Source organism: Coprobacillus sp. (genome assembly GCF_984815275.1).
The window spans coordinates 1-26,489 of record NZ_CFJNYH010000007.1; the positions used below are offsets into that span (position 1 = coordinate 1).

The following is a 26,489-nucleotide window of genomic DNA, read 5'->3' on the forward strand; positions in this document are numbered from 1 at the left end:
TCAGGCGTTGGTAGAAATGAAAGAAGATCTTGAGAGACAAGAAAGCATTAAAGAAGAAATGATTCATAATATCTCACATGATTTAAAAACACCAATTGCTTTGATTCAAACATATGGTCAAAGTGTTAAGGATGATATTTATCCTTATGGTGATAAAAATAGTTCTATGGATATTATTTTAGAGAATGCTGAGCGATTAGAACATAAAGTGAAGTCGTTCTTATATTTAAATAGACTGGATTATCTACAAGGTGAGAATAATGAATTAGGAACATTTGATATGAAACAATTGATTGAAAAGATTGTCAATCAAATGGATGCTTTAAAACCAGAATTAACCTTAAAAACAGATTTAGAAGATGTATGTTTTATTGGTGATGAAGAACATTGGCGTGTTGCAATTGAAAATATCATTGAAAATGCAACACGATATGCAAAGACTGAAATACATATTATTCTTAAGGAAAAATATTTAGAGATTTATAATGATGGCGACCATATTGATCAAGAAACTTTACCTTTTTTATTTAATCCTTATGTTAAAGGTGTGAAAGGTCAATTTGGATTAGGACTTTCAATTGTCAGTAAGATTTCATCAATGTTTGGATATCAGGTTCATGCAGTTAATCAAGAAACAGGAGTCAGTTTTATATTTAGGAAAAAAACAGCATTATAAGGTGCTGTTTTTTTTATGAATAATCTTTCAATTGTTTTGATACAGCAAATGTCACAAAGATATTTAAAATGATTTCTGATGACATAAAAATAGAAACTATTGCACCTTCAGGACCTAATATTTGTAGAGTCAATGCATAAAAGAGTGTTCCTAACCACATCACTATAAAACCGACTTTCTTTTGTTGAGTTAATAAATAATATCCAAAGATAATTGTCATCCCACAAATGGCTCTTAGGATATTAAAGAATGAAAAATAATTTGTTAAACTGACTATTATAGAAACACCCATAATAACCATAGCAATATATATAAACATTGTTGTAGAATTTGTTGTCTTTGAACTCATAATATCTTTCCTCCTTTGTTCTTATTATACCTCATTTGAAAGTAAAAAAATAGATTCAGCATATGTCTTGCTCAATCTATTTGAAATATCAATGGCTCATTAATGAATATGGAGTTATTTTACGAATGCGTAAAGCAACAAAAATGGAAATAATAAAACCAAAGAAAATAATTATAAAGTTTAAAATCAGAAATATGGCTGGTATGATTTCAAAATTAACTTTCATAATGCCAATACTTGAAAATAATAAACTTAAGATAGGATTTATTGTATAATAAGCAGTTATAGAACCTAATAACGATCCTATGAGCAGAGCAGGCAATAAACTTAAGGCATTCTGTAAAACCAGTTGAGAAGTTGTATACCCTAATGCTTTTTGAATTCCCAGATGCTTTTTTCTGCGTGTTAATGAAGTCTTCATAACAAGATATAATGTTAAAGCGATAATAACAGCAGTTACAAAAGCAATAACAATGACTAACATACTCACAATTTCACGGTATGTTCCCATCGAAGCTGTAATGGTTTTCATATTATTCACAACACTGATAAATGTATCAGGGTATTTATCTTTAATCATCTGAATAAAGTCATCAATATTTATGTTATCATTTAAATAAACATTAAGAGTTGATTGTTGATGATAAGGAGACAATGCTTGATAAGCATCATTTGTCATTGCGGCATCATGTCCCATAAAGTTAGAACCTTGAATTAAACCTGTAATCAAATACTCTTGCTGGTTGTCACCTTTAATTAAAGTAATTGTATCACCAATCTGCTTATGAAATGATTGTGATAAGAGTCCTCCAATAGCAACTTCGTTTGTATGTTTTGGGAATCTTCCTTGATAAAGTATATCTTGATTATCATAATTGGCATAATCCTCAGTTGCATAACAAATAACAGATGCGCCTTCATCAGTTTTTAAATATTCAATATTATAATCAATAACCTTTCTTACTTCAGGGAATGTTTCTAATAAAACTTTTGTTTGCATTAAATGGGCAGGATTTTTGATATAAAGTTGTACATCAAAAAGTTCTCCAACAGTATATTCTAAAAATTTATCAAATTTAACTGAAATATTATCATACATTGCACTTGCAAACAGAGCGGCAAAGCTAATACTAGCAACAATCATTCCAACAAAAAGATTTTGTTTAAAACTTTGAACGAACGTTTTTCCAGCAAGTAAAATATGCAAATTCCCAGGAAAAGAATCAAGTGGGAAAATATTATGTTTGAAGTTATGGGTTGATAAACCGCTACGTAGTGCTTGAATTGGTTGAAGATGTCTTGCCTTTTGTGCCGAAAAAAGTGCAACACAGATAGTTAAGACAAGTAATAAACTGATAGTTAATGATGATGAAAATATATCAAATCCTTGATTCCAAATAATTCCTGTTTGAATAGCAAACATTTGCGAAAGAAGAGGTAAGAGTGCATAGGAACAGATAATTCCAAGAAATGAACCAATTATCGTTATTATTAAAAATTGAAGAAGAAGTGATTTTACAATATCTTTACCAGTATAACCAATGGCTTTAAGAGCACCAATATTTTGCATATCTTCTTCAATTGAATGACTGATTCTAAATTTAATGACAATGACTGAGATACTGGCTAATATAAATGCAAATGCAATGATTAATAATGATCCAATTGATGATGTGATTGTTCTGGCCATTTTAATTGTATCATAGAAAACACAATCATAGAGTGTAGTTGAGCGATTGACATCAGGAGTATGTTTGGTTGTATACACTTCAGCTAAAGAAGGGTCAGTGAGTTGAATGTGATACATGTAGGCATCTAAAGTATGAGTAAATGCCTTAGATAATTGTTGGTATTGAGCATCTTCTAAAATCAATCCTGTTGTTGTGGAATTAAGGGTTGCTAACATTGTTTCTTCATAGAATCCCGCAACTTGGTATGAAAACTTTTCTTCTTGACCATCATTTGAAAATACTCTTAAATGAAATGTATCACCTAATTCATAGTTTCCACCAGTCTTAAAAAGATAAGGTAAATAAATCGGATTATTATAAGATGTCTTAGATTTCTCTACATAAGAGATTTGACTGATTTGATGCTTTGATTGAGCATTCATAATAGCAAATTGCTTAGTGGTCTCGTCTTGATTATATTGACATTCACCAGATAAATACAAAATAGACTGTTTTTCTATTTGAGAAGATAATTTATCAGTATAGAGCTTTTGTTCAAATGAACTGATATATTTGGGGTCTTTTTTTTGTAGGGCAATAATGACATCAGCACTATTGAGATCTTTTGCTCTTTGATCAAATGACTGATTATAATGAAGACCAACCATTAATCCTAGATTCATTAAAATACCAGCAAGAATAATTATCAATAAAAGTGAAAGTGATTGCCCTTTGTTTTTGTGTAAATGGGACTTGGTTAAAAGCCAAATATATGTCATCATTACCACCCCATCTCAATCAGAAAGGATGTTAAAAGCTCATGGCGTTTTTGATTATTGGGTTGATATGGTCCTAAATGACATTCTCCACGAATGACACCATCTTGTAAATAGAGAATCCGATTCCCTCGGCGAGCTGATTGTAAATCATGAGTCACCATAATAATACTTTGACCTAATTGATTGACTTTTGTTAAGGTATTTAAAACATCAGTACTAGAAGCTGAATTTAATTGACCAGTTGGTTCATCAGCGAAAATGATTTCAGGTTGATTAATCAAAGCACGAACTATACCTGCACGTTGTGCTTCACCACCAGAAAGCTGGGATGAAAACTGTGACCAGCAGCTTTTTGGTAAACCAACTGATTTAAATAATTGGATAGCACGATTTAAAATGTCTTTGCGATTATGTGAAAGCAGTAATCCTGCTGCCATAACATTATCCATAACGCTCATTGTATCAAGTAAATAAATTTGTTGAAAAACAAAACCACAATGCTGTCTTCTAAAAATCGCCAATTGATCATTACTTAAATCAGAAATGATTTTATTTGAAAATTGAATTGTTCCAAGGGTTGGTTTATCCATTCCAGATAAAGCATATAATAATGTTGATTTCCCAGCCCCTGAAGGTCCCATAATGACAGTAAAATCCCCTCTATAAATATTTAAATCTAAGTTCTTTAAAATATGTTGTTGATTTCCCTGACTAGAGAATGTTTTACATAGCTTTTGAGTTGAAAGTATAATTTCATTCATCTTATATATTCCTTTCTGTCTATTGACATATTCACTCTATCATAGAAAATCCTTATTTGTCTTTGTTCAATTCTTAACAGTTTCTTAATTATGATGCTAAAGGTAATGATAAAACTAAAGAGAGACCATGCATTGATTCTACAGCCTTCATATCACCATGCATTTGTTTCATGAAATAGTGTGAGATATAGAGACCTAAACCACTGCCGCTCTTTTTCTGACTATTACTGCCACGATAAAATTTTTCAAATAAAAGGGGAAGTTCATCTTTTTTTATTCCTAATCCATTATCAGAAATGAATATAACGAAATGATTTTTTTTAAATTCAAAGGATATATCAATTTGGGATGCTTCATATTTATAAGAATTACTTAAGAGATTATCAAAGACCTGCTGTAAACGAATGGCATCATAACTTATTAAACACTCAGGAATAGATTGGATATGTGTCATATTTTGATAATCAGAATTTTTAATTATTTGATAAATTTCTTGGCTTTGATGAAGAGTAGGGGTAACTTTGAGTTCCTGTAATTCCTCTAAAGAAGCATGAAATAAATCTGAAATCAATTGATTAATTTGATTCGCTTTATCATGAATAATTTGCAATTGTTGTTTTTCTTTACTACTTGTTGATGTAACACTCATGAGTTCGGATACAGCTTGAATAGAAGCAACTGGTGTCTTAATATCATGACTTAGCTTAGCAACCAATTCTTTTTTACTTTGATTTGCTTGTTGTTCATGCAAACGTGCTATTTTTAATTCTTCACGCATTAAATCAAAACTTTCACTAAAAGCACCAAATATATTTTGACGGTCCATAGTGAGTGGGAAATCTAAATCTCCATGAGCAACCCGTGATGCAAATTCTTTGAGTTTTTGAAATGGTTGAAAGATAATATACTGGAGATATCTAAAATATCCAAGTACAAGAATAATCTCTAAAATAGTCATAATTGAAATAATCCAACTTGTTTTTTGTTGGTTTATGAGTGACTGAGAGTTTATAGGATTATGTATAATCAATTGACCAAGATATTGATCTTGATTTTGAATATTGATAATAGTCTCACGCTGAGCAAGTGAGTGTTGAGAACTGATGAAAAATTCTGCATTAGTTGTATATAAAATCTCTTCTTGTTTATTAATAATAGTAAAATCAAGTGTATGATCCTGATCAGGGTTGTTAAAAGATTGTGTCATTGATAATGTTTGCCATTGTTGTAAAGCAGACTGCTTAATATCATTGATCAAAACAGTATCTAAGGGTTGATTATCCTGCAAAGAGTAAATTTGAATAAGCAAAAAAGCCTGAAGGCTTATGAAAAAGATGATCATCAATAGTGTCACTTTCTTTTTCATGATAGCTGCTCCACGAATGTATATCCTACACCCCAGATTGTTTGAATCATGATGGGTGAATCAGGATTTTCTTCGATCTTTTCTCTTAAATGACGAATATGAACATTTAAAGTTCCATCACTTGTAAAGTGATCCCTCCATACATTATTAAAGATTTCTTCTTTTGTAAGAACTTTATTTCTATTTTCAATGAGATAACATAAGAGTCTATATTCCAAAGTTTTTAATTTTATAGGCTGACCATGAATGCTTACTTTTTGAGCAGAGAAATCTATATATAAATGCCGATTCTCATAGATATGTGAAGTTTTTGTTCCATAACGGTTCAATGTCACTTTCACTTTTGCAAGTAAAATATGAAGTGAATATGGTTTGCGAATATAATCATCTCCACCAATATGGAGAGCTAATAAAATATCATCATCACTTTGTCTAGCACTAATAAAAAGAATAGGAATCTGTGTTGTTTTTCTGAGAGCTTGACACAAATCAAAACCGGAAGTCTCACCTAAATTAATATCAAGTAATATTAAATCAACAGTATTATTTTTTAAGAATTCTATACAATCTCTTGCATTAAAGACAGCAACAGTTTTTACATCAAACAGATTAAAATATTCAGTTGTACTTTGAGCTAGAGGAACCTCATCATCAACAATTAAACAATCATAATGCATAATTTCTCATCCTCTCTTTCTTCATCATTGTATCCATTTCATCTTTATCTGTCAATCGACTTAAACGACTAATAAAAACAGAGACTCAATTTGAATCTCTGTTAAACATTCTGTTATCCTTTTTTCTTTGGATCTTTAGCAATTTCAGCAATTGATGTAATTGTACTTGCCAATCCTTGAATATCACTAGGAATAATAATCTTTGTTGCCTCACCTTCAGCAACTTTTTCTAAAGCTTTGAAACCTTCTAATGTGACATAAGCTTGAGCAGGTGCTGCATCATTAATATAAGCAATACCTTTTGCCTGAGCTTCATAAACAAGTCTTAATGCTTCTGCTTCACCTGTTGCACGAGCAATTTGGGCTTCTTTTTCTGCGTTGGCTTCAAGAATCATAGATTCTTTTTTACCTTCTGCAGTTAAGATGGCTGCAGTTTTTTTACCTTCTGCCTGTAAGATAGCCTCACGTCTTTCACGTTCAGCACGCATTTGTTTTTCCATTGCTTCTTGAATATCACGAGGAGGAATAATATTTTTCACTTCCACACGGTGTACTTTAATTCCCCAAGGATCTGTTGCTTCATCAAGAATAGAGCGCATTCTTGAATTAATAATATCTCTTGAAGTTAATGTTTCATCTAATTCAAGGTCTCCAATAATATTACGAAGTGTTGTTGCTGTTAAGTTCTCAATAGCATTTAATGGTCTTACAACTCCATAAGTAAATAATTTTGGATCAGTAATCTGAAAATAAACAACTGTATCAATTTGCATTGTCACGTTATCTTTTGTAATAACAGGTTGTGGTGCAAAATCAATAACTTGTTCTTTTAATGACACCTTATTAGAAATTCTATCTAATAAAGGAATCAAAATGTGTAAACCAACATTGCATGTACGATTATAAGCACCAATTCTTTCTACAACGTATGCATAAGATTGAGGAACAATACGAATTGTTCTTGCAATCACAATAATAGCAATAATCACCAAAATAACTATCCATAAATAATTTGTAATAAAATCTATCATAATCCATCATCTCCCGATTCTCTATTTATTTTTTTAACAATCACATGAGCACCTTCAATAGAAACAATTTCAGCATATTCACCTGCTTGAATTGTCATATTGTTTAAACTTGTAGCCATCCATAAAGTCCCCATAACTTTGACTTCGCCTTTATTATCTGCTGTAATTGTTTCTGTGACTAAACAATGTTTTCCAATAACTCTATCAAGATTTGTTTTAATAGTATTACCACGTAAATATTTTTTAGCCAATGGTCTTGTTACAAAAATACAAACAATTGAAATAATTGTAAATAGTACAATTTGTAGCGTTTGATCTAAACCAAAGAACTCGCCAATTAATGCAGCAATGGCACCTAAGCCAAACCAAATACTCACTAAATCAACTGTAATAGCTTCTACAATAATAGCAATAACTAAGACAATTGTCCATACGAACGTAATTGACATTGATTTCCCTCCTTATAGTTGTACTATCATTATAGCATGTACAACATCATATGTGGCTTTGTATTTATAACACTGGTTTTCACTAAAATCGAATTTAAATTCTTGACTTAGGTCATAGACAAACGATTTGTTGGAGATTCTACCATAACTCTTTCCTAATGAAATGCGATGGAGTTGACTAGCAGGATAGATATTGTCATCTAATTCTTGCTTGGTCACAGGTTTAATTCCTATTTGTCTTGTTTTTTTATCTATTCCTAACAAGACATAGTTGACATCTTCAAAATGAGCACATGCTGCTTTATTTAATGTTAAATTTGTTTCATATACAGTCACTGTCATTGTTGCAATATCATTTGTAGACCATTCAAAGTTCATTCTCTCGCCCTCCTTAATACCATTATATTATTAAAATTATTTTTTTGCAACAAAATTAGATAAATTTTATACTTTCATCAGGTATACTTTCAAATAAAGATAGTTTATAATAAAGAAGCAAAGGAGATTATGATGAAGAAAAAGATTTTACTATTATTATCTGTCTTATTGTTATGGGGTTGTCAATCAACGCCAATACCAACCAAAACTTTAAAACAAAAAACAACGCTTTCTTTCTTCTATGTAGAAACATGTTCACAATGTAAAGCCTTTAAGAAAGAAGCGATTCCGTATTTAGAAAAAATGTATGGTGATTCATTAGTTATACAACTCTATGATTTAGATGATGAAAAAACTGAACCTATTTATGATAAAGTGATAGATTCACTACAGGATTTTGATCAGGAATTTTATAAAAAAGGACCTTTCTATGCTGTTGAAGGTTATTTTGCAACTGTAGGATATACATCAGGTGATGAAGAAGAACTTGCTAAAGATATAGAAAAAGCTGTGAATCATGAAGAATTAGGATATGAATTAGAGGCTTATCGTTTCTTGTATAAGGAATCTTAAAATGAAGAAATTATTTTTAGCATTCCTTATTTTATTAACAGGATGTCAAAAGCAACCGCAGTATTATTTATATGTATATTATTCTCAAACTTGTCCAATGTGTAAATCATTTATTCATGTTGTCATACCACAACTGGAAGAAGAGTATGGTCAAAGTATGAAGATTACTAAAATGGATATTGATGAAGATGCATCAGTTGAAGCTTATGCAAAAACCTGTAGTTTATTAAAAGATTACTATGTTGATGAAGATGCTGGAAGCGTTCCGTTTATTGTTTTAGATGGTTATTTTGCAAAAGTTGGATATGATATAGGAACAGATCAAGAGATGATAGATGCAATTCATCAAGCGATTGCTGGTGAAGAGATCTCATCAGAATTAAAAGATGTTTATTATTTTCAAGAAGGAAAGACATTTCATTAAGGAGGAAATTTAATATGTCAACACCACACAATCAAGCCCAAATGGGAGATATTGCTAAAACTGTATTAATGCCAGGAGATCCATTGCGTGCAAAATTTCTAGCAGAAACTTATTTGGAAGATGTCAAACAATTTAATACCGTGAGAAATATGTTAGGATATACTGGCACATATCAAGGTAAACAAGTTTCTATTATGGGTTCTGGTATGGGACAACCATCAATTGGAATTTATTCACACGAATTATTTACACAATATGGTGTTGAAGCCATTATTCGTATTGGTTCTTGTGGTTCTTTACAAAAAAATGTTCATTTGCGTGATATTATTATTGCCCAAGGAAGTTGTACTGACAGCAATTTTGCTCATCAATATGAACTACCTGGAACATTTTCAGCAATTAGTTCTTATGACTTGCTTGAACAAGCAGTTGTGAAAGCAAAGGAAAAAGGCTTAAATTACCATGTTGGAAATGTGATTGCATCTGATATTTTTTATCATGCTGATCAGGGATCAGCACAGAAATGGGCTTCGATGGGGTGCTTAGGAGTTGAAATGGAATCTTATGCATTGTTTGCGACTGCAGCACATTTGGATAAGAAAGCCCTGACTTTGTTAACTGTTTCTGATTCATTGGTGACACAGGAAGAAACAACTGCTGAAGAAAGAGAAAAAACCTTTACAGCCATGATGGAAATTGCATTGGAGATTGCTTAATGATAAAGAAAGTGGCATTGTTTGATTTTGATAATACCGTTGCAAGTGGAAATACGATAACCAGATTGCTTCAGTATGATATACGTAAGCATCCTTGGCATTGTATATTCTTAATTCAAATGGCTTTCTATTATGGTTTATATCTTATTCATTTGTCATCATTTGAAAAAGCCAAATCAGCCTTGTTATTTCCTGTTCGTTATATGAGTGATCAGGAATTTGAGGATTTTTATCATCAACATGTTGAGATATATTACTATCCACAAGTTGTTGCAGAAATGCAAAGTAAAAAAGATGAGGGTTATGTTGTGATTTTGTGCACTGCTTCTAGTGAAGTCTATATGAAGTATAATCAACTGCCTATTGATCAGTTGATTGGTACAAGAACAAGACGCATTGGAAATCATGAAACATCTGAAATTATAGGTAAAAATTGTAAGGGGAAAGAAAAGATTAATCGGATTAAAGAGTATCTAAAGAATCAGGATATTGAAATTGATTATGAAAATTCATATGGTTATTCTGATTCTAATGATGATATTCCTATGTTATCATTAGTCAAACATAAAAAAAGAGTCTTATTAAAGACTGGTGAAATGATAGAATTTAAAGAATAAGACGTTTATCGTCTTTTTCTTATGGAAAGAGAGAGAAAAGATGTTAAAAAATTTAAAATTAGAACTTGCAAGTTTAGATGACCTAGAAGATATTGCTCATATTTATGAAGATATCCATACTGATTTAGAACAGACAGTGAATTATCCAAGATGGCCTAAAGGAATTTATCCAACAATTCACTCTGCAAAGCAAGCCATTGAAAAACAAGAAATGTTTGTATTAAAAGATCAGAACCAAACGATTGGAAGTGTTATTCTCAATCATCAACAGGACTTAGGGTATGAAGACGCAAATTGGCTTGTTAATGCTAAAGAAAGTGAAGTTATGGTTATTCACACTTTGGCAATTGCTCCATTATACAAAGGTCAGGGTTATGCAGGTATAATGATCCGTTTTATCAAAGATATTGCTAAACGATGTCACTGTTTAGCATTACGCTTAGATTTAACACAAGGAAATTTACCAGCACGTTATTTATATCAGAGACACGGGTTTTATTTTACAGGGATAGCTGATTTGCATCGTCAAGAGGATGGGATTGATTATTGTGAAATGTTTGAATATGATTTGACATCACCTAGAGATCAGTTAGAGATGATAGAAAAGATTGTTGATGATTTTGTGAGTGAACGTGATTGGCATCAGTATCATACAGCTGATAATTTATCAAAATCAATTATTATTGAAGCAGCTGAACTCTTAGAATGTTTTCAATGGGAAGATGAGTATAACTTTGAACATGCCTGTGAAGAATTGGCAGATGTCTTTATCTATTGTTTTCAATTATCTGCCTTTTTAAAAGTTGATATCAAAAAGATGATTTCTAATAAAATGAAAAAAAACATTAAAAAATACCCAGTTGGAAAGTGTTAATTTTGATATGAAAATTACATTATTTTATTTGTGTTGACTATAAACTAAATTCAAGACCAAATATACACTTTAATATTGAAGTGTTTTTTGGATGAATATAATCGATTTCATTTGTAAAATAGAAAATGAATGACGCTATCTTTTTTCAATGTATAATTTTTTATATCATAATAAAAACAATTTTAATTTATGCTATAATGAATGTATAGTATAGAAAATAACAGTCTCTAATGGCTAGATGAAGATTTTATAGCAGAAGGTGATAACAAAAATAACAACGAGAGTGGTAAATGGCTCTATTATGTAATATCCTCTTGTGGAGGTGTTTTATTAAAAATTTAAGGTGAGTTAGAAAAATCAAACGATAACAAGGAGAAAAATATGAGAAGAAAAGATAGAGAAATCACTGATTTTAATGAAATAATTGATATTATTAAAAAATGTGATGTTTGTAGAATTGCATTAAACGATGATGAATATCCATATGTTGTTCCACTCAATTTTGGTTTGGATGTACAAGGAAATCAGGTATTTTTTTATTTCCATGCTGCTATGGAAGGGAAAAAGTTGGATTTAATAGCAAAGGATAATCGTGCAACATTTGAAATGGATTGTGATCATAATTTTATTCTATATGAAGAAAGAATGAGTTGTACTATGGGATATGCAAGTGTTATTGGACATGGAACTATAGAAATTGTTGCGGATGAAGATAAATATGAATCATTAAAAATTTTAATGCGCCAATATCATGCAGAAGATTTTAAATTTAATACAGATATGATGAAAGTCACGACTGTATTGAAAATGACAGTGACAGATATGTTAGGAAAGAGAAGAAATAATATACATTAGTTGACTTTAAAATAATAAGAATCAATAAAGGGATATGTGAAGGAAATTATGAAATGAAGACAAATATGGTATTTATACTTTCCATAACAGTATTATTGATATTTAATATTTAACTTTCGTTTGTTTAATATCATCGAATATGAAGAGATATCACTAGGTTTGCATTTTGCTATCTTGATATGTATAACATAAATGAACCACATTATTTAGACGTACAAATAATCGTGGTTCATTTCGAGATTGTCTCTTTAATTATGTATAGATTAGATATCAAAATCTTCAGATTTGAAATGACTGTAAAATCTTCCTTGTGTTGCTGTGAAACGAAGAACACAATAGTCTGGATCAGTAACACCTTCAGGGTAATACATTGTATCACCATCTTGCCATATAAGTTCTTTACTTTGTGCATCTTCTAAAACTTCCATTGTTCCTTTGAGCATAACGCCTCTAAAGAATCGTTTGTCACAAAAATAGATACACGCTTTGGGATCCTTTCTATATTGTGCAACTCTTCTTGAAGAAGTATTGGTTGTAAAATAAAAAATCTTAATTCCTTCTCTTATACGTGGTGGTAACATGGCTTTGGTATTAGGGAAACCTTCTTCATCAATTGAACTGATAAAAGCAACACTTTGCTTATCTATTAAATTCCCGATTGTTTTTTCTGCATCTCTCATAAATATACCTCCTTTTTTTATTATAGGATGTTTAAGTATAAAGGTAAAGAAAAGGTATTATAATGAGAAAAAAAGTCTAATAATCAATTGTGATCATTAGACTTTTTATATCTTGTCTCCATAACATACCAAATGTTATGATGACCATTGTTGATAACATTGATCTATTGATCAAGGTCAGTAAACAGTAACATAATGTTAATGATACCAGCAATACCAACAATCATATAAATAATAGCACTTAACATAGAGGTACCAAAAATACTTTCAACTAGATTAAAATTGAATAAACCAATTAATCCCCAGTTGATGGCACCTATAATTGTAAATACCAAAGCAATCTTTTGTATTAGGTTCATAGTCTACTCCTCCTAGTGATAGTATAACCAAACATGTTATCTTTATTCATAAAACATGACATTTATCATAAATTATGTTGAGGAGGAAAAATGATGAATAAGAAATATATTGCAATCATTGCTGCGGTTGTGCTTTTGGTGGGTGGATTTTGTTTTTTTAAGTTTAAATCATCTTCATTGGATAAATTGATGAAAGAGGCCAATGAATATAAGAGTTATCAATTGGTTTGTAATATGGAAATGCTTGAGAATGATGAATTAAAATCATATCAAGTCACATCAACTTATGCTAAGATTGATGATAAAGATTACTATAAAGTAGAACTTTATGATAAATCTTTAAATCAAGCACAAGTTATAGTAAGAAATGATGATGGTGTATTTGTACTTACACCTTCATTAAATCAAGCTTTCCAATTTAAAAGTGAATGGCCAAATAACTCTCCAAAACCATACATCTATCAATCATTATTATCATTTTTAAAAGATAATAAACCAGAGAAGGTGAAAGATGGATATTTGGCAAATGGAAATATGACTTATGAAAACGATGAACGTGTGAAAACACAAGAAGTCAAATTCGATAAAGATTTAAAACCTGTTTATGTAACAGTTTATGATGGCGATGGAACAGAAGTGATCAAACTCACTGCAACATCTTTTAAATCTAATGAAGATATTAAGAAAGATGCCTTTGTTCAAGAGACAATTATGAAAGAAAGCAAAAACCAATATACAAGTGCTTCTGCGTCACTACCACTTTATCCTGTATCATTAATGGGATCAACATTAGAACATGAAAAAGTATCTCAAATCCAAAATACAACAAATCATATTCTTAAATTTACTGGAGATAAGTCGTTTACAATTATTGAAAGTGCAATGACTTCAGGTGATGATATTGATGTAGAGGTTGTCAATGGAAAAATGATTGATTTAATTGATGGTGTTGCTTTTGAAAATGAGAATCAAATGACATATGTTTCTTCTGGCATTGTATGCTCATTGTATTCTAATGATTTAACTAAAGCAGAAATGATTGCAGTTTTATCAAGTATGCAGGCATCTAATGTGAAATAGGGATTAATCCCTATTTTTTCTTGAAAAAAAATGCTGATTAGACTATACTAGAACAATGAAAAGGGGTGTTACTGTGACACATTATCGTGATACACATGCATTGATACGTCTTGATTATTTGCAGGACAATGTCAACACATTATACCAAAGAGTTCAAAAGCCAATGATGGCAATTATTAAAGCAAATGCATATGGACATGGATATCAGGAAGTTGCCAATGTTTTAAAGGATCATGAACACATTTCAATGTTTGGTGTAGCAACCTTAAAAGAAGCTATTGATTTACGAAAATTAGGGATTGAACAAGATATTTTGGTTTTAGGTGCAATTCCATTAAAAGACCTTGATTTTGTAATTGATTATGATATAACATTAACTTTATTCTCTAAGGAATATATGGAAGAGATTGTTGAACTTTATCATCATGAAAAGCCAGTCAAGGTGCATATAAAAATAGATACAGGAATGAATAGAATTGGGTTAAAAACAAAAACTGAATTTGAAGATGTATTAAGAAACTATCCTAAAGATATTTTTCAAATTGATGGTGTTTTTACACACTTTGCAACAGCTGATGATCCTCTGCAAAATGATGCTTATGAAAATCAACTGAATATGTTTTATGATATCGTTGGAGACCATCAGTTTCGCTATATTCATTGTCAAAACTCTGCTTCTATGATGTATCATCATGAAGAAAAATCCAATTTAGCAAGAATTGGAATAGCGATGTATGGTGTGGATCCTGCTGGTGAAGAGAGTGTACACTTAAAACAAGTCATGTCTTTATATAGTCGAGTTGTTATGATTAAAAAAATAAAAAAAGGAGAGAAAATAGGTTACGGATTAACTTATACGGCTCCTGAAGATGAATATATTGCAACATTACCAATTGGATATGCTGATGGTTTTATCCGTGCGAATCAAGGAAGAGACGTTTATATCCAAGGTAAGTATTATCCCATTGTAGGAAGAGTTTGTATGGATCAGATGATGGTTAAAGTGGATGAACATATCAAAGTTCATGATGAAGTTGAAATCTTTGGCGATCATATGACTTTATCACGTATGGCTAAAGAATTAAAGACAATTCCTTATGAAATTGTTTGTTTGATTAGTGAACGTGTAGAACGTATCTATCAGCCAACGGTCATGAAAATATATCGTGGTTAAATAATAAAATAACCAATCAAGAGAGAATCTTGATTGGTTATTTTGATATAGAAAAACTCTTGTTTAAAACAAGAGTTACTTAAGATTTTCTTTGATGAAATCATATAAAGAATAGTATTGCATACTTCCTTCTTTTTTAGCAATAACTTCGCCTTTTTTAATAACAAATGTTGCCGGGTAAGAAACACTTTCTCCCAATGTTTTTTCAACATACTCATTAATATTTTTTATATCTTTTGTATCTAAATAATAGAAAGGTGTAGAACGATTCTTTGTTGTATATTGTGTCATGATTGTTTGATAACCTGCGACAGTTGTATTTGATGAATCCCCTAAGACAACAACAAAGTCTTCTTTGCTTTCAATCATTTCTGTTAAATGAGATTGTTTTATTGTTTTATAATCTTTGAATGTTGCTTGACGATAAATAAATAATCCTAAAAAGACAACAAGCACCAAACCAAAGACGCTAATTTCTTTTGCAAACTTCTTAATAAACTCCATTATAAATGCCTCCTAATGTACATATTTTAACAAATTTACATACAGATGACAATAATAACTTTGTGTGAATTCTTTTCTAATTTTTAAGTGATACTTTGTTTTCAGTTTACTTTCTTGAAAAATATGTTTACAATAAAAGAAAAGAGAAAATAAGAGTGAGGTTTAAGGAATGAAAACATATTTAACATTTGATGTAGGGGGAAGTGCTATTAAATATGCATTAATCCAAGAAGATTTATCAATACTTGATAAATCAAGTGTGCCAACACCAATGGATTCATTGGAACATTTTGTTGAAACTATAGGAGAAATTTATGATCGTTATGCTTCTCAAATTTCTGGAATAGCTATAAGCATGCCTGGGATTATAGATCCTCAAAAAGGATATTCTTATACTGGCGGGGCATTACGTTACATAGAAAAATTGGAAACTGTAAAAGTTCTGCAAGCAAGATGTCCTATCAATATAACGATTGGAAATGATGCTAAATGTGCTGCTAATGCTGAAATTGGATTTGGTAATTTAAAAGATATTCAAGATGGGGCTGTTGTTATTTTAGGAACAGGAATTGGTGGGTGTTTGATTAAGAATCATCAAGTTCATACAGGGCGTCATTTTAGTGCAGGAGAATTTTCATTTATGAAAACGAATTGCCTAGATCCAATAGGGTTGGATTATGCATGGTCTGATCGTAATGGAATTAAAGGTTTGTTAAAAAGAGTTCAGGAAGAATTAGAAACTGATAAAAAAATGAGTGGTAAAGAAATTTTTGAATTAGCAAATCAAGGAAATGAAAAGGTCATTAAGGGGATTGATCAGTTCTCATTAGAAGTCGCTACGCAAATTTTTAATGTTCATATTATATTTGATTGTGAGAAAGTTGCGATTGGTGGAGGAATTAGTGCACAGCCATTATTAATTGAATTCATCCAAAAAAATTTAGATGCTATTTATGATAATTTAGGATTTGATGTTTATAAACCTGAAATTGTGCCATGCCATTTTAGAAATGATGCCAATCTTATTGGAACACTATATCAGCATTTAGAGACTTACAAGTAGTTGAATGACTACTTTTTTAATATTAACAATAGAGGTCTACAATTCATGTATTTATTTTTAGTACAAAGTAACGAGTGTTTGAGTTATCAAAGATGATTTAGGGAAATTATATATTAATAGATATTGTAAAATGAGTTGTGCCTTTTGGGATAGTGAATTCATGGAGAATCAAACATAGAAAAGTGTTTAATTCTTTATTTTTAAATTGATATAATTATGCTATAATTGAATCTCAAAAGAGGTGTATATATGGAACTCATTAATCAAACATTAATTATGGCGTTTTTAGGTATTATTGCTGCCTGTTGTGTAACATTCCCCATTTTATTTCTGGTACAAAGAAGGAAACAACATCGAGAACTTATAGAAACAATAAAAGATTTTTTAAAGCAATCTGATTAAATATACAATGACCAGTTTATGGATAACTTAATAAGAAAATAATGACTAGGTCATATAAAAGCTTGATTAGAATTGTTAAAACAGTATATCAATTGGTTCAGCAGATATAGATGTAAGATATGAAAAGATGTTTGTGGCTTGACATGAAATAATCATTCAAGCTGTTACAGAAAAATACTGCTTCCATAATAGTGAAATCATGGAGTTTAAATTATAATGAAACTTTCATTTGCCGGGGTGGTCTTTATATTGTCATGGCAAAAATGTATTGAAGACTATGGATTTTTGGTTTAAGATAATAAAAAATACAAAATCATCTCAGGAATGATTTTGTATAAAGTCTAAGATATATTGTATAAATTGTTTTTGGTGCTGTTCATCCATTCTTTCTGGATGCCATTGAACGGCTAGAATTTGGTTGTTTTCAATTCCTTCTATTAAACCATCTTCACTAATAGCACTTATTTTTAAAGTCTTAGGGACATCTTTAATATTTTGATGATGTGAAGAGTTAACTTTTATTTGAGATGGAAAATAGCGACTTAATAATGTATCTTTTTGAATAAGAACATGGTGATAATCTTTATTGTGTTGAATAAGCGTTGGATATTGTGAAGGAATGTCCTGATATAAACTTCCTTGAAATAAAATATTAATGACTTGAATACCACGACAGATACCGAGAATAGGTTTCTTTGCTTCATAAAACTGTTGAAAGATATCAAAGTCCATAGTTTCAATCAAATGATCTTCTAAAGTGTTTGAATGATGTGATTCTTGGTGATAATAATGAGGGTCAATATCATTCCCTCCACAAATAAGTAGCGCATTATTTCTATTAACAACATCTTGATATTGACGATCCTTTCTAGGAACTACAAGTTCAATATCAAAATATGGTGAAAGAAATTGATAATAAGTATCGTTCATAAAGAAGGTCATGTGATCTTCCTTCTTTCGTAGAGTTATGGCAATTTTATACATATTTCCTCCTAAAATGATTTTTAAATGTTGATAATTCATAAAAATAGATTATACTATTATATATGTAATAAAGAGGAAAATTTGACAATTTCACGTATTTATATTAAGATTGAATAAATTTAGTAATAAGGAGATTTTTTATAAGTGGACCCGAATCAGATAGTTATGATTTTTATGTTTATTTTATTAATTGCTTTATCGGCATTGTTTTCAATGAGTGAAACAGCATTTATGTCAGTTAATAAAATTAGAGTGAGAACTTTAGCAGAGGAAAATAATAAGAAAGCGAAGATTGTTGATTCTTTGTTGGAGAATCAAGATCGTTTGTTAAGTTCTATTTTAGTGGGTAATAATTTAGTCAACATAGGAGCTTCTTCATTAACAACATCATTTGTGATTTCTTTGTTTGGCAATGAAGGAACTGGAGTTGCAATTGCAACTGGTTTTGTCACTTTAATGATTTTAATCTTTGGTGAAATTACTCCAAAATCTTTAGCTACAAAAAATGCCGAGTCTATTGCTTTTGGTGTTTGTCGTTTTATTAAATTGATTACAATGATATGTACACCTGTTGTTGTGGTATTAAATGTCATTTCAAGTTTGTTTATTCATCTATTAGGTGGCGATACAGACAATGGACCAACAATGACAGAAGAAGATTTAAAAACAATTGTGACAGTTTCTCATGAAGAAGGTGTCTTGGAAGATGAAGAAAAAGAAATGATTCATAATGTTTTTGAATTTGGTGAAACCGAAATTAAAGAAATTATGACACCCAGAATTCATGTGGCTAGTGTTGCTGATGATGTTTCATATAATGATTTAATGAAAACATTTAAAGAAAGTCAATTTTCAAGAATACCTGTTCATTCAGATTCATATGATGAAATTATTGGTGTTTTGCATATTAAAGACTTAATGCTTTCTAAAGTTGTGAAATCAAAATTTGATGTGAAGGAATTTATGCGAGATACATTTGTTGTGTATGAATTTAATCATGTCTCAGATGTTTTTGAAGCTATGCGTAAAGAACATGTTTCTTTAGCGATTGTTCTTGATGAATATGGAGTTATGAGTGGTATTGTTACTCTTGAGGATATTGTTGAGGAGATTGTTGGAGAAATTGATGATGAATATGATGAATTAGAAGATTCATCAATTATAGAATTAGAAAATGGACAATATCTTATTGATGGAAGTCTTAATATTGATGAAGTGAATGAAACATGTGGAACAACATTTTCATCTGAAGACTTTGAATCAATTGGAGGTCTTGTTTTAGGTCAATGTAATGGGAGCCCTGAATTAAATCAGGTTTTAAAGATAGATCAAGTTTTATTAACAATTAAACAGATTGATAAAAATAGAATCGTTCAATTACAATTAGAACTTTTAAACCAAGAAGAAAATGATGAAGAAGAATTAGAGGAAAAGCATGACTAGTGTTTTTCCTTTCTTAATCAATAAGGAGGCATTATTGTGAAACACTTTTATGATAAGTGTGTAGAGATTTATGATGATTATCGTGCTGTTGTACCATCTTATGCGGCTGCAGCTTTATCGTTTTATTTATTATTAATCATCGTTCCTGCTTTTTCACTGGTTGCTGTTGGGACATCATTATTAAATATTGATATGAGCTTAATTGAAAATATTATTCAGCAGATTGTGATGCCAGAATATTCAGCAATGATTATTGATGTTTTAGAATCACGTTCTGTTAATACAGTGGCTTTAGTGACTATGATTATTTCTATTTATACAGTTTCTAGAGGTGTTGGAAATATCTATGAAATCTCAAAGAATATGTATCAGGAAGATCGTGATGAGAGTCTTATAAGTTATTATATCTATACATTTAAGGTGACAATATTCTTATTACTATTGTTTATTGGAATTATTGCAGTCATGGCTTTAGGACCACTGGCTTATATATTTAATATTTTATATTCATTATTTGGGATAAGACATATCTTTTTATATTTTTTGATGGTATTTTGTTTAATGAGTATTTATATGATTGTGCCACGGATTCGCACACATCATAGTGATGCTTTTCAAGGTGCATTGGTGGCAAGTGCATTGATGTTGGTTTTATATTATGGATTAAATATTTATTTTCAGTTTGCTGATTTTCAATCTGTTTATGGACCATTATCATTCATTGTTGTGATTTTGTTTGTGTTTGATTGGGCAGCGGAAATATTTTATATTGGAATGTATATTACAAATTTGTTACATTTAAGGAGAAAAGAAGATGAGAAAAGAACAAGTAGAAATTAAGAAATTAGGAATTAATGGTGAAGGGATTGGATATATCAATAAAAAGATATGTTTTGTTCAAAATGCTTTACCTGGTGAAATGGTAGAAGTAGAGATTATCGAAGATAATCGTAAGTTTTTAAAAGGAAAAGTGTTAAAGACAATGAATGTTTCCTCTGATCGAGTTGAATCTTTCTGTAAAGAAGATCATTTTTGTCAAGGTTGTTCATTAACTGCTCTTTCCTATAAACAACATCTTCCTCATAAGAAAGGAATACTTAAAGATGCATTAAAGAAATATACTGATTTTGATGTAGAAAGTCTTCCTATAAAAGCTGTTATACCAGCAATCACACAAACTGGTTATAAAAAGGTCGTTTCATTGCCAGTGACTTATTTTAAAGGTAAAGTTGCTGTTGGTATATATCAAAGAGAATCTAAGTATTTAACATTTATGAATAATTGTTCGATGCAGGATCCATTAATTAATCAATGTTTAGTTAAAATTGAAAATATTTTAAATGAATATAAAGTTAGAGATTATAATGATAAAGTCAAAAAAGGTCTTCGCTTTATGAAAGTGAGAAATATTGCAGGACAAATTCAAGTGCTTTTTGTTACAGGACAAGATGGAATAAGTGAAGAAGTGACAAAAGCAATTGGGCAAATCGAAGAAGTCAAAAGTATTTATTTTACAATCAATACATCAAGGCATCAGGATTTTGAGCAACAAGGTTATAAAAAAATATATGGTCAATCAACATTGCCTTTTCAATGTTTTGAACAACAATATTTATATTCTATAAAATCAGAATTTCCTATCAATCCAGAAATGGAAATGAAAAAATTAGATATAATGAAATCATTTATTCCTGAAAATACGAGTGTACTATCATTGAACTGTGGAATAGGATTATTAGAATTATCATTAAGTCAACATGTTGTTGCAATTGATGATAAAAATTATCATATTAAGGATGCAAAAGATAATGCGAAATTTTTACATAAAGATAATGTTGAATTTATCTGTAAAAATATTGACGAAGCAACTGTTCAGCAATGTAAAAAGAAAAGATTTGATATTGCTGTGATAAGATGTGAAGAGCTAAGTCGTGCTATTAAACAGAGTTTAGTATTATCAAAGGTCAAAGATGTTATTTATGTAAGTGACCATCCTTCATCACTAGCAAAGGATTTAGATGAATTGAGTAGTTATTACCAAATTGAAAGTATTATTCCTTTAGATACATATCCATATACATCTAAATTAGATACAATTGTGAAGTTAAAAAGAAAATAATGAAATTTAAAGAAATTGATTAGAATAATATGTACCCAGAATCTTGGATATATAAATTTATGAATTAAATATTAGTATATGGATGCTGTCCTGTATTGAATGGGGAGCATCCATTTTATTTTTGCTTAAATTCTATTGTCTATACTCTTTTATCGAGAATATAGATAAAGAGTGAATATAAAAGATTATTAGCTGAATAACTTAATATGCTTATACAAACAATCTGTAGTAATATATTAACAAGAATGTTACTTTTGGTGGTAGAAATAAATACTACTGTAATGAAAAGAGCTCATAAAAGATATATAGTGTAGCGCTTTTTGTTAGATAAATACAGAAATATGAATTGTTGAAAATCAATATCAATACAATGCTATCTTGAGGTGGAAGAGGAACTGTGTATATACAAGTGAATTGATATGAGTAAGGAAATGAACTTTGTCTATATAAGCATAGAAGTGCAAAGACTCTCAACTCAATAAGGTAGAAATATAATCATAAAAAAACTGATGAAATCTCTTTATAAGATAACATCAGTTTTATTTATAGTTTAATGTGTATGAACAAGTAATTCATCTTTAGAAAGTTCTTTGCCACATTTTTCACAGACATAAACGATACGAACATTTCCATCACAATCTTTATGATTTAAGCATTTAAAACTCTTTTGTAAATGGTGATCACCCCAAATAATTAAGGCATTATAAATATCGTCTAAATCATTGCTTTTATCAGTAAGATTATATTGATAGCGAGGTGGATGCTTTGAATAAAGCTCACAATCTAACAAATCATCTTCACATAAAGTTTTGAGACGATTAGATAAAAGGTTTGTTGGAATACCAGGGAGATTTTCTTGTAGTTCTTTATATGTTTTGAATCCAACTTTTACAGCATGTAAAATTAATAGTGTCCATTTGTCACCAATTAAATTTAATGTTTGAGCAATATTACAATCAATATCATATTGTTTTTTCATCATTATTCACCTCACTTGTTTAAAACTTCATTAATCATCGATTCCATAATTTCCAAATTTAATTGACCAACTGCATAACCATATGGTTCGCCCGTTTTTTCAATCATAAATGTTGTTGGTAAACTTGATATTTGGAAATAGGAAGTCACTTCACCGTTATCAAAGAGTACGGGCATATTATAACCTTTTTCATCTAAAAATTCTATAATTTCTTCTTGTGATTTCTCACCATTGCCAGGAGTAACAATGGTAATGATGGCAACTTCATTGCTGTCTTTATATTTTTCATAGAGTTTTTGAATTTCAGGCAATTCTCTTTGACATGGTGGACACCAAGTTGCCCAAAAATTAAGGAAGACAACTTTACCTTTTAAATCCTGAAAAGAAATATCCTGCTGATTTTGATCTTTTAATGCATAAGGGAGAGGAAATTGATTTTGTTCAACAGGTTCTTTTTGTGTCGCAACGGGAGTTGAAGCATTGCTCATATATTTTGAGATATCATTCATTTTACCAGTAACCATCGTGATACCAATCACAATGAGAACAATTGCACCTGCCTTGACTGCAATGTTCATCCATTTTTTACGTTTGTTTAACCATTCCAGTGTTTGGTCAGTAAAAAGCCCAACAATAAAGAAAGGAAGAGTTAAACCTATAGCATAGATAATAACCAATATGTTACTGATAAGAAAGCTACCTGAACTTGTTCCTAGAATAAGAATTGATGCAAGTGCTGGACCAATACAAGGTGTCCAAGCAAAACCGAATGTAAAGCCAAGAACAAATGCAAATATAAATTGTGATGGCATATATTTTTTCATAGAAAAACGTTTTGTCTGACTGAGTTTTTGTGAACGTATAACACCAAACTGATAGAGTCCTAATATAATAATCAAGATCCCACCAATTCGTGTCATAAGGGTCATATGTTCTTTAAAAAAAGAACTAATCACTTGGACTGATATATTTAATAAGAATATGGCTATAAAGATACCAATAATAAAGCATGTTGTGAGTAAAAATAATTTTTTACGACTAGGCTTTTCTTCATCATGGCTTTGACCAGAAAGATATCCTACATATAAAGGAATAAGTGGCAAAACGCAAGGGGAGAAAAACGAGAAGAGCCCTTCAAAGAAGACGAGGATAAAATTCATAAATTATCCCTTTAACATATTCTCTAAAGCAGGATAGGGAACAAAACCTAACTGCTTGTTTGTTATTTTACCTTTTTTCACAACAAATAAACTAGGTATAGATTGTACATTGAATTTTGCTGCTAATAAAGGAGTGGCATCAACATCAATTTTCACAACTGTTGCTTCAGGATGTTCATCAGCCAACTTATCTATACTAGGTGCTAACATTTTACATGGGCCACACCATTCAGCAAAGAAATCTATAAAGAGTAATTCAGCATTTTGATAAAAATCTAAAAATTCATTTTCATTTCGATGTAATACTTTTGACATATATAATTTTCCTCCTATATATTAAACAGATCATTTAAAGCTTCACTCATTGATGGATGAGTAAAGATATGATTAGCAATATCTTGATATTTCATATTTTGATTCATTGCTAATTGAACAAAGTTAATCATTTCTTCACTGCGTTCACATAACAAGACACAACCTAGTATTGCATCAGTTTTTTTATCTATAATCGCTTTTAAAATTCCTTCTGGTTTGCCATCAACATTGGCTCGAGGAATAGCAGCAGTAGGGAGCTTTGCAATTTTGACATCATATCCCTGCTGAGTGGCTTCTTGTTCACTTAATCCTATGCGAGAGAATGTTGGTGAAATAAATACTGAATAAGGAATATGACCACGATTATGAATGGTTCTTGTCTTATTTCCAAAAAGATGATCTTTAACAATACGATAATCATCTAATGAAATATAAGTGAATTGTAATCCACCTTTAACATCACCCATTGCATAAATATGAGGAACATCAGTTTGTAAATATTCATTAACAATAATCTGTCCTCTTTCATTCATTTGAACACCAGTATTTTCTAAACCTAAATCAGCAGTATTTGCTGATCGTCCAGTTGCTAATAAAATGGCGTCAAAACGATCAATATATCGCGTTTCATCTTGACTGTAGTGAATGACAGCTTTTTCATTTTGATTGCTGACTTCTTGAACACGACTCTTAAATTTAAATTGCACACCTTGATTTTCTAAGATATGTTGGATTTCTAAAGCAACATCTTCATCTTCACGCCCAACTAAGCGTTCATTCAATTCAAAGACTGTGACCTGACTTCCATAACGAGCATACATACTAGCAAGTTCTAAACCAATATATCCACCACCAATAATTGCTAAGTTCTTTGGGAGTGTTGTTTTTTTCATGATTGTAGCACTTGTATATATATGTTTGGCTTCTTGAATTCCTTGAATTGATGGAATCACAGATTTTGAACCAGTATTAATAAAAATGTAATCAGCAAAGATTGTTTTTTGACCATCAATTTCAACTGTATAATTGTCTACAAATCTTGCTGTTCCATCAATAATATCAACATTATCTAATTGTGCCAATTTATCATAATTCTTTTGGCGTAGTTTTGTAATTAAGTTTTCTTTTTGTTCAACAGCTGCTAAATATTCTTTTGTATCTGCTTGAACAATTAAAGATTTAGAAGGAATACATCCTTCGTTAATGCATGTTCCACCATACATTTGATTTGATTTTTCAATTAATGCCACTTTTTTTCCACGCTTTGCAAGCTCACCAGCTAACGTTTTTCCACCTTTACCAAATCCAATAATAATAGCATCATAATGTTTCATTTTATCAAGACCTCCTTTGTCTACAAATCTACTCTAACATAGTAACTTTATAAAATCAAGTAATATGATTAAATAAAGGGAAAGATTTTTCGCTGTTTGGTTTTTTCCTTGCTTTATTGTGTGATATAATCAAATCGAGGAGGGATAAATATGATTGTTTCAACATTATCAACATACCCTGGTAAGAAAGTTGTCAAAGATCTAGGAATTGTTTTTGCTTATGATGATGCAATTAGATTCAACAGAATAGCTATGAACATGGATAAGTATTTGAATCATGCTTTAGATTGTTTGGCAGATAAAGCAAAAGATAGAGGTGTGAATGCTGTTTTAGGGATTTGTTTTGATATAAGGGATACAATGAAACCGATGTTAATGGGAACAGCAGTTATTTTAGAAGATGAGGGGGAAAGCAAATGATTATTTCAGCACTACCTTATTATTTAGATCAAACAGTCATTGAAGATTTGGGTTATATTTACGCATATGATGATCAATTGATGTTGAGTCGAATCGTTGATGATAGTATCAAAGAAGCGATGAAAGAACTGACTAAAAAAGCTGAGAAACGTGGTGCCAATGCCATTTTAGGTGTGCATATGACAATAACAGAGAATTCTCGTGTTATGTTATCTGGACAGGCTGTTGTGATAGCAAATGTCGAATAAAAATGAGATTTGTAGAACGATGTAAATTAT

General features: G+C 30.4%; 32 protein-coding genes. 16 read left to right on the forward strand and 16 right to left on the reverse strand.

All coding sequences use genetic code 11. The annotated features are described in order from the left end of the window. Nucleotides 1–676 (forward strand): sensor histidine kinase (locus AC5M21_RS03805; protein ID WP_493531473.1); only part of this gene is annotated, 676 nt, incomplete at its 5' end. 13 nt (nt 677–689) lie between these two features. On the opposite strand, the gene AC5M21_RS03810 is transcribed toward AC5M21_RS03805, so the two are convergent. The 8 genes from AC5M21_RS03810 to AC5M21_RS03845 all read right to left on the reverse strand — a co-directional run bounded on the left by AC5M21_RS03810 (nt 690) and on the right by AC5M21_RS03845 (nt 8,136). After that, on the reverse strand, nt 690–1,025 hold the full coding sequence (locus AC5M21_RS03810; protein WP_008790525.1) for a hypothetical protein: 336 nt from the start codon (nt 1,023–1,025) through the stop codon (nt 690–692). 88 nt (nt 1,026–1,113) lie between these two features. Next, entirely contained in the window at nt 1,114–3,474 is a 2,361-nt protein-coding gene (locus AC5M21_RS03815) for an ABC transporter permease (RefSeq protein ID WP_008790524.1), read from the reverse strand. Between the two features lie 2 nt (nt 3,475–3,476). Beyond that, nucleotides 3,477–4,235 (reverse strand): ABC transporter ATP-binding protein, encoded by a 759-nt coding sequence (locus tag AC5M21_RS03820; protein ID WP_008790523.1) that lies wholly within the window; start codon nt 4,233–4,235, stop codon nt 3,477–3,479. Nucleotides 4,236–4,323: 88 nt separating this feature from the next. After that, nucleotides 4,324–5,601, reverse strand: a complete 1,278-nt coding sequence (locus tag AC5M21_RS03825; RefSeq protein ID WP_008790522.1) for a HAMP domain-containing sensor histidine kinase — start codon at nt 5,599–5,601, stop codon at nt 4,324–4,326. Then, on the reverse strand, nt 5,598–6,278 hold the full coding sequence (locus AC5M21_RS03830; RefSeq protein WP_008790521.1) for a response regulator transcription factor: 681 nt from the start codon (nt 6,276–6,278) through the stop codon (nt 5,598–5,600). The genes AC5M21_RS03825 and AC5M21_RS03830 overlap by 4 nt, the downstream gene beginning before the upstream one ends. 113 nt (nt 6,279–6,391) lie before the next feature. Beyond that, a complete protein-coding gene (locus tag AC5M21_RS03835) occupies nt 6,392–7,309 on the reverse strand; it encodes an SPFH domain-containing protein (RefSeq protein WP_008790520.1) in 918 nt (305 codons plus the stop codon). Further along, entirely contained in the window at nt 7,306–7,758 is a 453-nt protein-coding gene (locus AC5M21_RS03840) for an NfeD family protein (RefSeq protein ID WP_008790519.1), read from the reverse strand. The genes AC5M21_RS03835 and AC5M21_RS03840 overlap by 4 nt, the downstream gene beginning before the upstream one ends. A 12-nt stretch (nt 7,759–7,770) precedes the next feature. After that, nucleotides 7,771–8,136 (reverse strand): hypothetical protein, encoded by a 366-nt coding sequence (locus tag AC5M21_RS03845; protein WP_008790518.1) that lies wholly within the window; start codon nt 8,134–8,136, stop codon nt 7,771–7,773. A 132-nt stretch (nt 8,137–8,268) separates the two neighbouring features. Between AC5M21_RS03845 and AC5M21_RS03850 the strand changes: the two genes are divergently transcribed. The 6 genes from AC5M21_RS03850 to AC5M21_RS03875 all read left to right on the forward strand — a co-directional run bounded on the left by AC5M21_RS03850 (nt 8,269) and on the right by AC5M21_RS03875 (nt 12,195). After that, entirely contained in the window at nt 8,269–8,709 is a 441-nt protein-coding gene (locus AC5M21_RS03850) for a hypothetical protein (protein WP_017143823.1), read from the forward strand. A gap of 1 nt (nt 8,710) precedes the next feature. After that, complete coding sequence (locus tag AC5M21_RS03855) at nt 8,711–9,133, forward strand: hypothetical protein (protein WP_008790516.1); 423 nt, start codon at nt 8,711–8,713, stop codon at nt 9,131–9,133. Between the two features lie 14 nt (nt 9,134–9,147). Then, nucleotides 9,148–9,849 carry a purine-nucleoside phosphorylase gene (gene deoD / locus AC5M21_RS03860; RefSeq protein WP_008790515.1) on the forward strand — a complete coding sequence of 234 codons (702 nt, stop codon included), beginning with the start codon at nt 9,148–9,150 and terminating at the stop codon, nt 9,847–9,849. Next, nucleotides 9,849–10,466, forward strand: coding sequence for an HAD family hydrolase (locus AC5M21_RS03865; RefSeq protein WP_008790514.1), 618 nt, complete (start codon nt 9,849–9,851; stop codon nt 10,464–10,466). The genes deoD and AC5M21_RS03865 overlap by 1 nt, the downstream gene beginning before the upstream one ends. A gap of 40 nt (nt 10,467–10,506) precedes the next feature. Continuing rightward, nucleotides 10,507–11,340 carry a GNAT family N-acetyltransferase gene (locus AC5M21_RS03870; protein WP_008790513.1) on the forward strand — a complete coding sequence of 278 codons (834 nt, stop codon included), beginning with the start codon at nt 10,507–10,509 and terminating at the stop codon, nt 11,338–11,340. Between the two features lie 381 nt (nt 11,341–11,721). After that, nucleotides 11,722–12,195: a pyridoxamine 5'-phosphate oxidase family protein gene (locus AC5M21_RS03875; RefSeq protein WP_008790512.1), complete on the forward strand. Its 474-nt coding sequence runs from the start codon at nt 11,722–11,724 to the stop codon at nt 12,193–12,195. Nucleotides 12,196–12,458: 263 nt separating this feature from the next. Here AC5M21_RS03875 and AC5M21_RS03880 read toward each other — a convergent pair whose 3' ends face one another. Together AC5M21_RS03880 and AC5M21_RS03885 are read right to left on the reverse strand one after the other, a co-directional pair. After that, a complete protein-coding gene (locus tag AC5M21_RS03880; RefSeq protein ID WP_008790511.1) occupies nt 12,459–12,875 on the reverse strand; it encodes a pyridoxamine 5'-phosphate oxidase family protein in 417 nt (138 codons plus the stop codon). Between the two features lie 164 nt (nt 12,876–13,039). Beyond that, complete coding sequence (locus AC5M21_RS03885; RefSeq protein WP_008790510.1) at nt 13,040–13,234, reverse strand: DUF378 domain-containing protein; 195 nt, start codon at nt 13,232–13,234, stop codon at nt 13,040–13,042. Between the two features lie 93 nt (nt 13,235–13,327). Between AC5M21_RS03885 and AC5M21_RS03890 the strand changes: the two genes are divergently transcribed. Together AC5M21_RS03890 and alr are read left to right on the forward strand one after the other, a co-directional pair. After that, entirely contained in the window at nt 13,328–14,314 is a 987-nt protein-coding gene (locus tag AC5M21_RS03890) for a LolA family protein (protein ID WP_017143822.1), read from the forward strand. Nucleotides 14,315–14,387: 73 nt separating this feature from the next. Next, nucleotides 14,388–15,488: an alanine racemase gene (gene alr / locus AC5M21_RS03895; protein WP_017143821.1), complete on the forward strand. Its 1,101-nt coding sequence runs from the start codon at nt 14,388–14,390 to the stop codon at nt 15,486–15,488. Nucleotides 15,489–15,563: 75 nt separating this feature from the next. On the opposite strand, the gene AC5M21_RS03900 is transcribed toward alr, so the two are convergent. Next, nucleotides 15,564–15,992, reverse strand: coding sequence for a hypothetical protein (locus AC5M21_RS03900; protein ID WP_008790507.1), 429 nt, complete (start codon nt 15,990–15,992; stop codon nt 15,564–15,566). Nucleotides 15,993–16,161: 169 nt separating this feature from the next. On the opposite strand from AC5M21_RS03900, the gene AC5M21_RS03905 reads away from it, so the two are divergent. Together AC5M21_RS03905 and AC5M21_RS03910 are read left to right on the forward strand one after the other, a co-directional pair. Further along, nucleotides 16,162–17,055, forward strand: a complete 894-nt coding sequence (locus tag AC5M21_RS03905; protein WP_008790506.1) for an ROK family protein — start codon at nt 16,162–16,164, stop codon at nt 17,053–17,055. Between the two features lie 249 nt (nt 17,056–17,304). Next, complete coding sequence (locus AC5M21_RS03910) at nt 17,305–17,457, forward strand: hypothetical protein (RefSeq protein ID WP_008790505.1); 153 nt, start codon at nt 17,305–17,307, stop codon at nt 17,455–17,457. Between the two features lie 318 nt (nt 17,458–17,775). Here AC5M21_RS03910 and AC5M21_RS03915 read toward each other — a convergent pair whose 3' ends face one another. After that, nucleotides 17,776–18,441 (reverse strand): gamma-glutamyl-gamma-aminobutyrate hydrolase family protein, encoded by a 666-nt coding sequence (locus AC5M21_RS03915; protein ID WP_008790504.1) that lies wholly within the window; start codon nt 18,439–18,441, stop codon nt 17,776–17,778. 144 nt (nt 18,442–18,585) lie between these two features. On the opposite strand from AC5M21_RS03915, the gene AC5M21_RS03920 reads away from it, so the two are divergent. The 3 genes from AC5M21_RS03920 to rlmD are packed head-to-tail and all read left to right on the forward strand — an operon-like array spanning nt 18,586 to nt 22,003. Beyond that, on the forward strand, nt 18,586–19,884 hold the full coding sequence (locus tag AC5M21_RS03920) for an HlyC/CorC family transporter (RefSeq protein ID WP_008790503.1): 1,299 nt from the start codon (nt 18,586–18,588) through the stop codon (nt 19,882–19,884). Between the two features lie 36 nt (nt 19,885–19,920). Further along, complete coding sequence (locus AC5M21_RS03925; RefSeq protein WP_008790502.1) at nt 19,921–20,724, forward strand: YihY/virulence factor BrkB family protein; 804 nt, start codon at nt 19,921–19,923, stop codon at nt 20,722–20,724. Further along, nucleotides 20,699–22,003 (forward strand): 23S rRNA (uracil(1939)-C(5))-methyltransferase RlmD, encoded by a 1,305-nt coding sequence (gene rlmD, locus AC5M21_RS03930; protein ID WP_008790501.1) that lies wholly within the window; start codon nt 20,699–20,701, stop codon nt 22,001–22,003. Before AC5M21_RS03925 ends, rlmD begins: the two co-directional genes overlap by 26 nt. A 550-nt stretch (nt 22,004–22,553) precedes the next feature. Here rlmD and AC5M21_RS03935 read toward each other — a convergent pair. From AC5M21_RS03935 to AC5M21_RS03950, 4 genes are read right to left on the reverse strand one after another with little or no spacing between them, the layout of a single operon-like run. Beyond that, nucleotides 22,554–22,982 (reverse strand): winged helix-turn-helix transcriptional regulator, encoded by a 429-nt coding sequence (locus AC5M21_RS03935; protein ID WP_017143819.1) that lies wholly within the window; start codon nt 22,980–22,982, stop codon nt 22,554–22,556. An 11-nt stretch (nt 22,983–22,993) separates the two neighbouring features. Then, the gene (locus tag AC5M21_RS03940) at nt 22,994–24,142 is read right to left on the reverse strand and encodes a cytochrome c biogenesis protein/redoxin (RefSeq protein WP_008790499.1); all 1,149 of its coding nucleotides are present in this window, start codon (nt 24,140–24,142) and stop codon (nt 22,994–22,996) included. A 3-nt stretch (nt 24,143–24,145) separates the two neighbouring features. After that, a complete protein-coding gene (locus AC5M21_RS03945; protein WP_054325292.1) occupies nt 24,146–24,457 on the reverse strand; it encodes a thioredoxin family protein in 312 nt (103 codons plus the stop codon). A 14-nt stretch (nt 24,458–24,471) separates the two neighbouring features. Further along, nucleotides 24,472–25,791 (reverse strand): FAD-dependent oxidoreductase, encoded by a 1,320-nt coding sequence (locus tag AC5M21_RS03950; protein WP_302280730.1) that lies wholly within the window; start codon nt 25,789–25,791, stop codon nt 24,472–24,474. A 150-nt stretch (nt 25,792–25,941) separates the two neighbouring features. Here AC5M21_RS03950 and AC5M21_RS03955 point away from each other — a divergent pair, with 150 nt between their 5' ends. Next, nucleotides 25,942–26,211 (forward strand): YbjQ family protein, encoded by a 270-nt coding sequence (locus tag AC5M21_RS03955; RefSeq protein WP_008790496.1) that lies wholly within the window; start codon nt 25,942–25,944, stop codon nt 26,209–26,211. Beyond that, nucleotides 26,208–26,459 (forward strand): heavy metal-binding domain-containing protein, encoded by a 252-nt coding sequence (locus tag AC5M21_RS03960; RefSeq protein WP_008790495.1) that lies wholly within the window; start codon nt 26,208–26,210, stop codon nt 26,457–26,459. Before AC5M21_RS03955 ends, AC5M21_RS03960 begins: the two co-directional genes overlap by 4 nt. Nucleotides 26,460–26,489: the final 30 nt, after the last annotated feature.

Coding starts and splice junctions, on each gene's coding strand:
- AC5M21_RS03830 (WP_008790521.1), bottom strand. CDS start 6,278: ATGCATTATGATTGTTTAATTGTTGATGATGAGGTTCCTCTAGCTCAA.
- AC5M21_RS03815 (WP_008790524.1), bottom strand. CDS start 3,474: ATGACATATATTTGGCTTTTAACCAAGTCCCATTTACACAAAAACAAA.
- AC5M21_RS03940 (WP_008790499.1), bottom strand. CDS start 24,142: ATGAATTTTATCCTCGTCTTCTTTGAAGGGCTCTTCTCGTTTTTCTCC.
- AC5M21_RS03950 (WP_302280730.1), bottom strand. CDS start 25,791: ATGAAACATTATGATGCTATTATTATTGGATTTGGTAAAGGTGGAAAA.
- AC5M21_RS03840 (WP_008790519.1), bottom strand. CDS start 7,758: ATGTCAATTACGTTCGTATGGACAATTGTCTTAGTTATTGCTATTATT.
- AC5M21_RS03855 (WP_008790516.1), top strand. CDS start 8,711: ATGAAGAAATTATTTTTAGCATTCCTTATTTTATTAACAGGATGTCAA.
- AC5M21_RS03865 (WP_008790514.1), top strand. CDS start 9,849: ATGATAAAGAAAGTGGCATTGTTTGATTTTGATAATACCGTTGCAAGT.
- AC5M21_RS03910 (WP_008790505.1), top strand. CDS start 17,305: ATGGAACTCATTAATCAAACATTAATTATGGCGTTTTTAGGTATTATT.
- AC5M21_RS03935 (WP_017143819.1), bottom strand. CDS start 22,982: ATGAAAAAACAATATGATATTGATTGTAATATTGCTCAAACATTAAAT.
- AC5M21_RS03900 (WP_008790507.1), bottom strand. CDS start 15,992: ATGGAGTTTATTAAGAAGTTTGCAAAAGAAATTAGCGTCTTTGGTTTG.
- deoD (WP_008790515.1), top strand. CDS start 9,148: ATGTCAACACCACACAATCAAGCCCAAATGGGAGATATTGCTAAAACT.
- AC5M21_RS03845 (WP_008790518.1), bottom strand. CDS start 8,136: ATGAACTTTGAATGGTCTACAAATGATATTGCAACAATGACAGTGACT.
- AC5M21_RS03905 (WP_008790506.1), top strand. CDS start 16,162: ATGAAAACATATTTAACATTTGATGTAGGGGGAAGTGCTATTAAATAT.
- AC5M21_RS03870 (WP_008790513.1), top strand. CDS start 10,507: ATGTTAAAAAATTTAAAATTAGAACTTGCAAGTTTAGATGACCTAGAA.
- AC5M21_RS03835 (WP_008790520.1), bottom strand. CDS start 7,309: ATGATAGATTTTATTACAAATTATTTATGGATAGTTATTTTGGTGATT.
- AC5M21_RS03820 (WP_008790523.1), bottom strand. CDS start 4,235: ATGAATGAAATTATACTTTCAACTCAAAAGCTATGTAAAACATTCTCT.
- AC5M21_RS03945 (WP_054325292.1), bottom strand. CDS start 24,457: ATGTCAAAAGTATTACATCGAAATGAAAATGAATTTTTAGATTTTTAT.
- AC5M21_RS03885 (WP_008790510.1), bottom strand. CDS start 13,234: ATGAACCTAATACAAAAGATTGCTTTGGTATTTACAATTATAGGTGCC.
- AC5M21_RS03915 (WP_008790504.1), bottom strand. CDS start 18,441: ATGTATAAAATTGCCATAACTCTACGAAAGAAGGAAGATCACATGACC.
- AC5M21_RS03960 (WP_008790495.1), top strand. CDS start 26,208: ATGATTATTTCAGCACTACCTTATTATTTAGATCAAACAGTCATTGAA.
- rlmD (WP_008790501.1), top strand. CDS start 20,699: ATGAGAAAAGAACAAGTAGAAATTAAGAAATTAGGAATTAATGGTGAA.
- AC5M21_RS03955 (WP_008790496.1), top strand. CDS start 25,942: ATGATTGTTTCAACATTATCAACATACCCTGGTAAGAAAGTTGTCAAA.
- AC5M21_RS03875 (WP_008790512.1), top strand. CDS start 11,722: ATGAGAAGAAAAGATAGAGAAATCACTGATTTTAATGAAATAATTGAT.
- AC5M21_RS03825 (WP_008790522.1), bottom strand. CDS start 5,601: ATGAAAAAGAAAGTGACACTATTGATGATCATCTTTTTCATAAGCCTT.
- AC5M21_RS03890 (WP_017143822.1), top strand. CDS start 13,328: ATGAATAAGAAATATATTGCAATCATTGCTGCGGTTGTGCTTTTGGTG.
- AC5M21_RS03880 (WP_008790511.1), bottom strand. CDS start 12,875: ATGAGAGATGCAGAAAAAACAATCGGGAATTTAATAGATAAGCAAAGT.
- AC5M21_RS03850 (WP_017143823.1), top strand. CDS start 8,269: ATGAAGAAAAAGATTTTACTATTATTATCTGTCTTATTGTTATGGGGT.
- AC5M21_RS03810 (WP_008790525.1), bottom strand. CDS start 1,025: ATGAGTTCAAAGACAACAAATTCTACAACAATGTTTATATATATTGCT.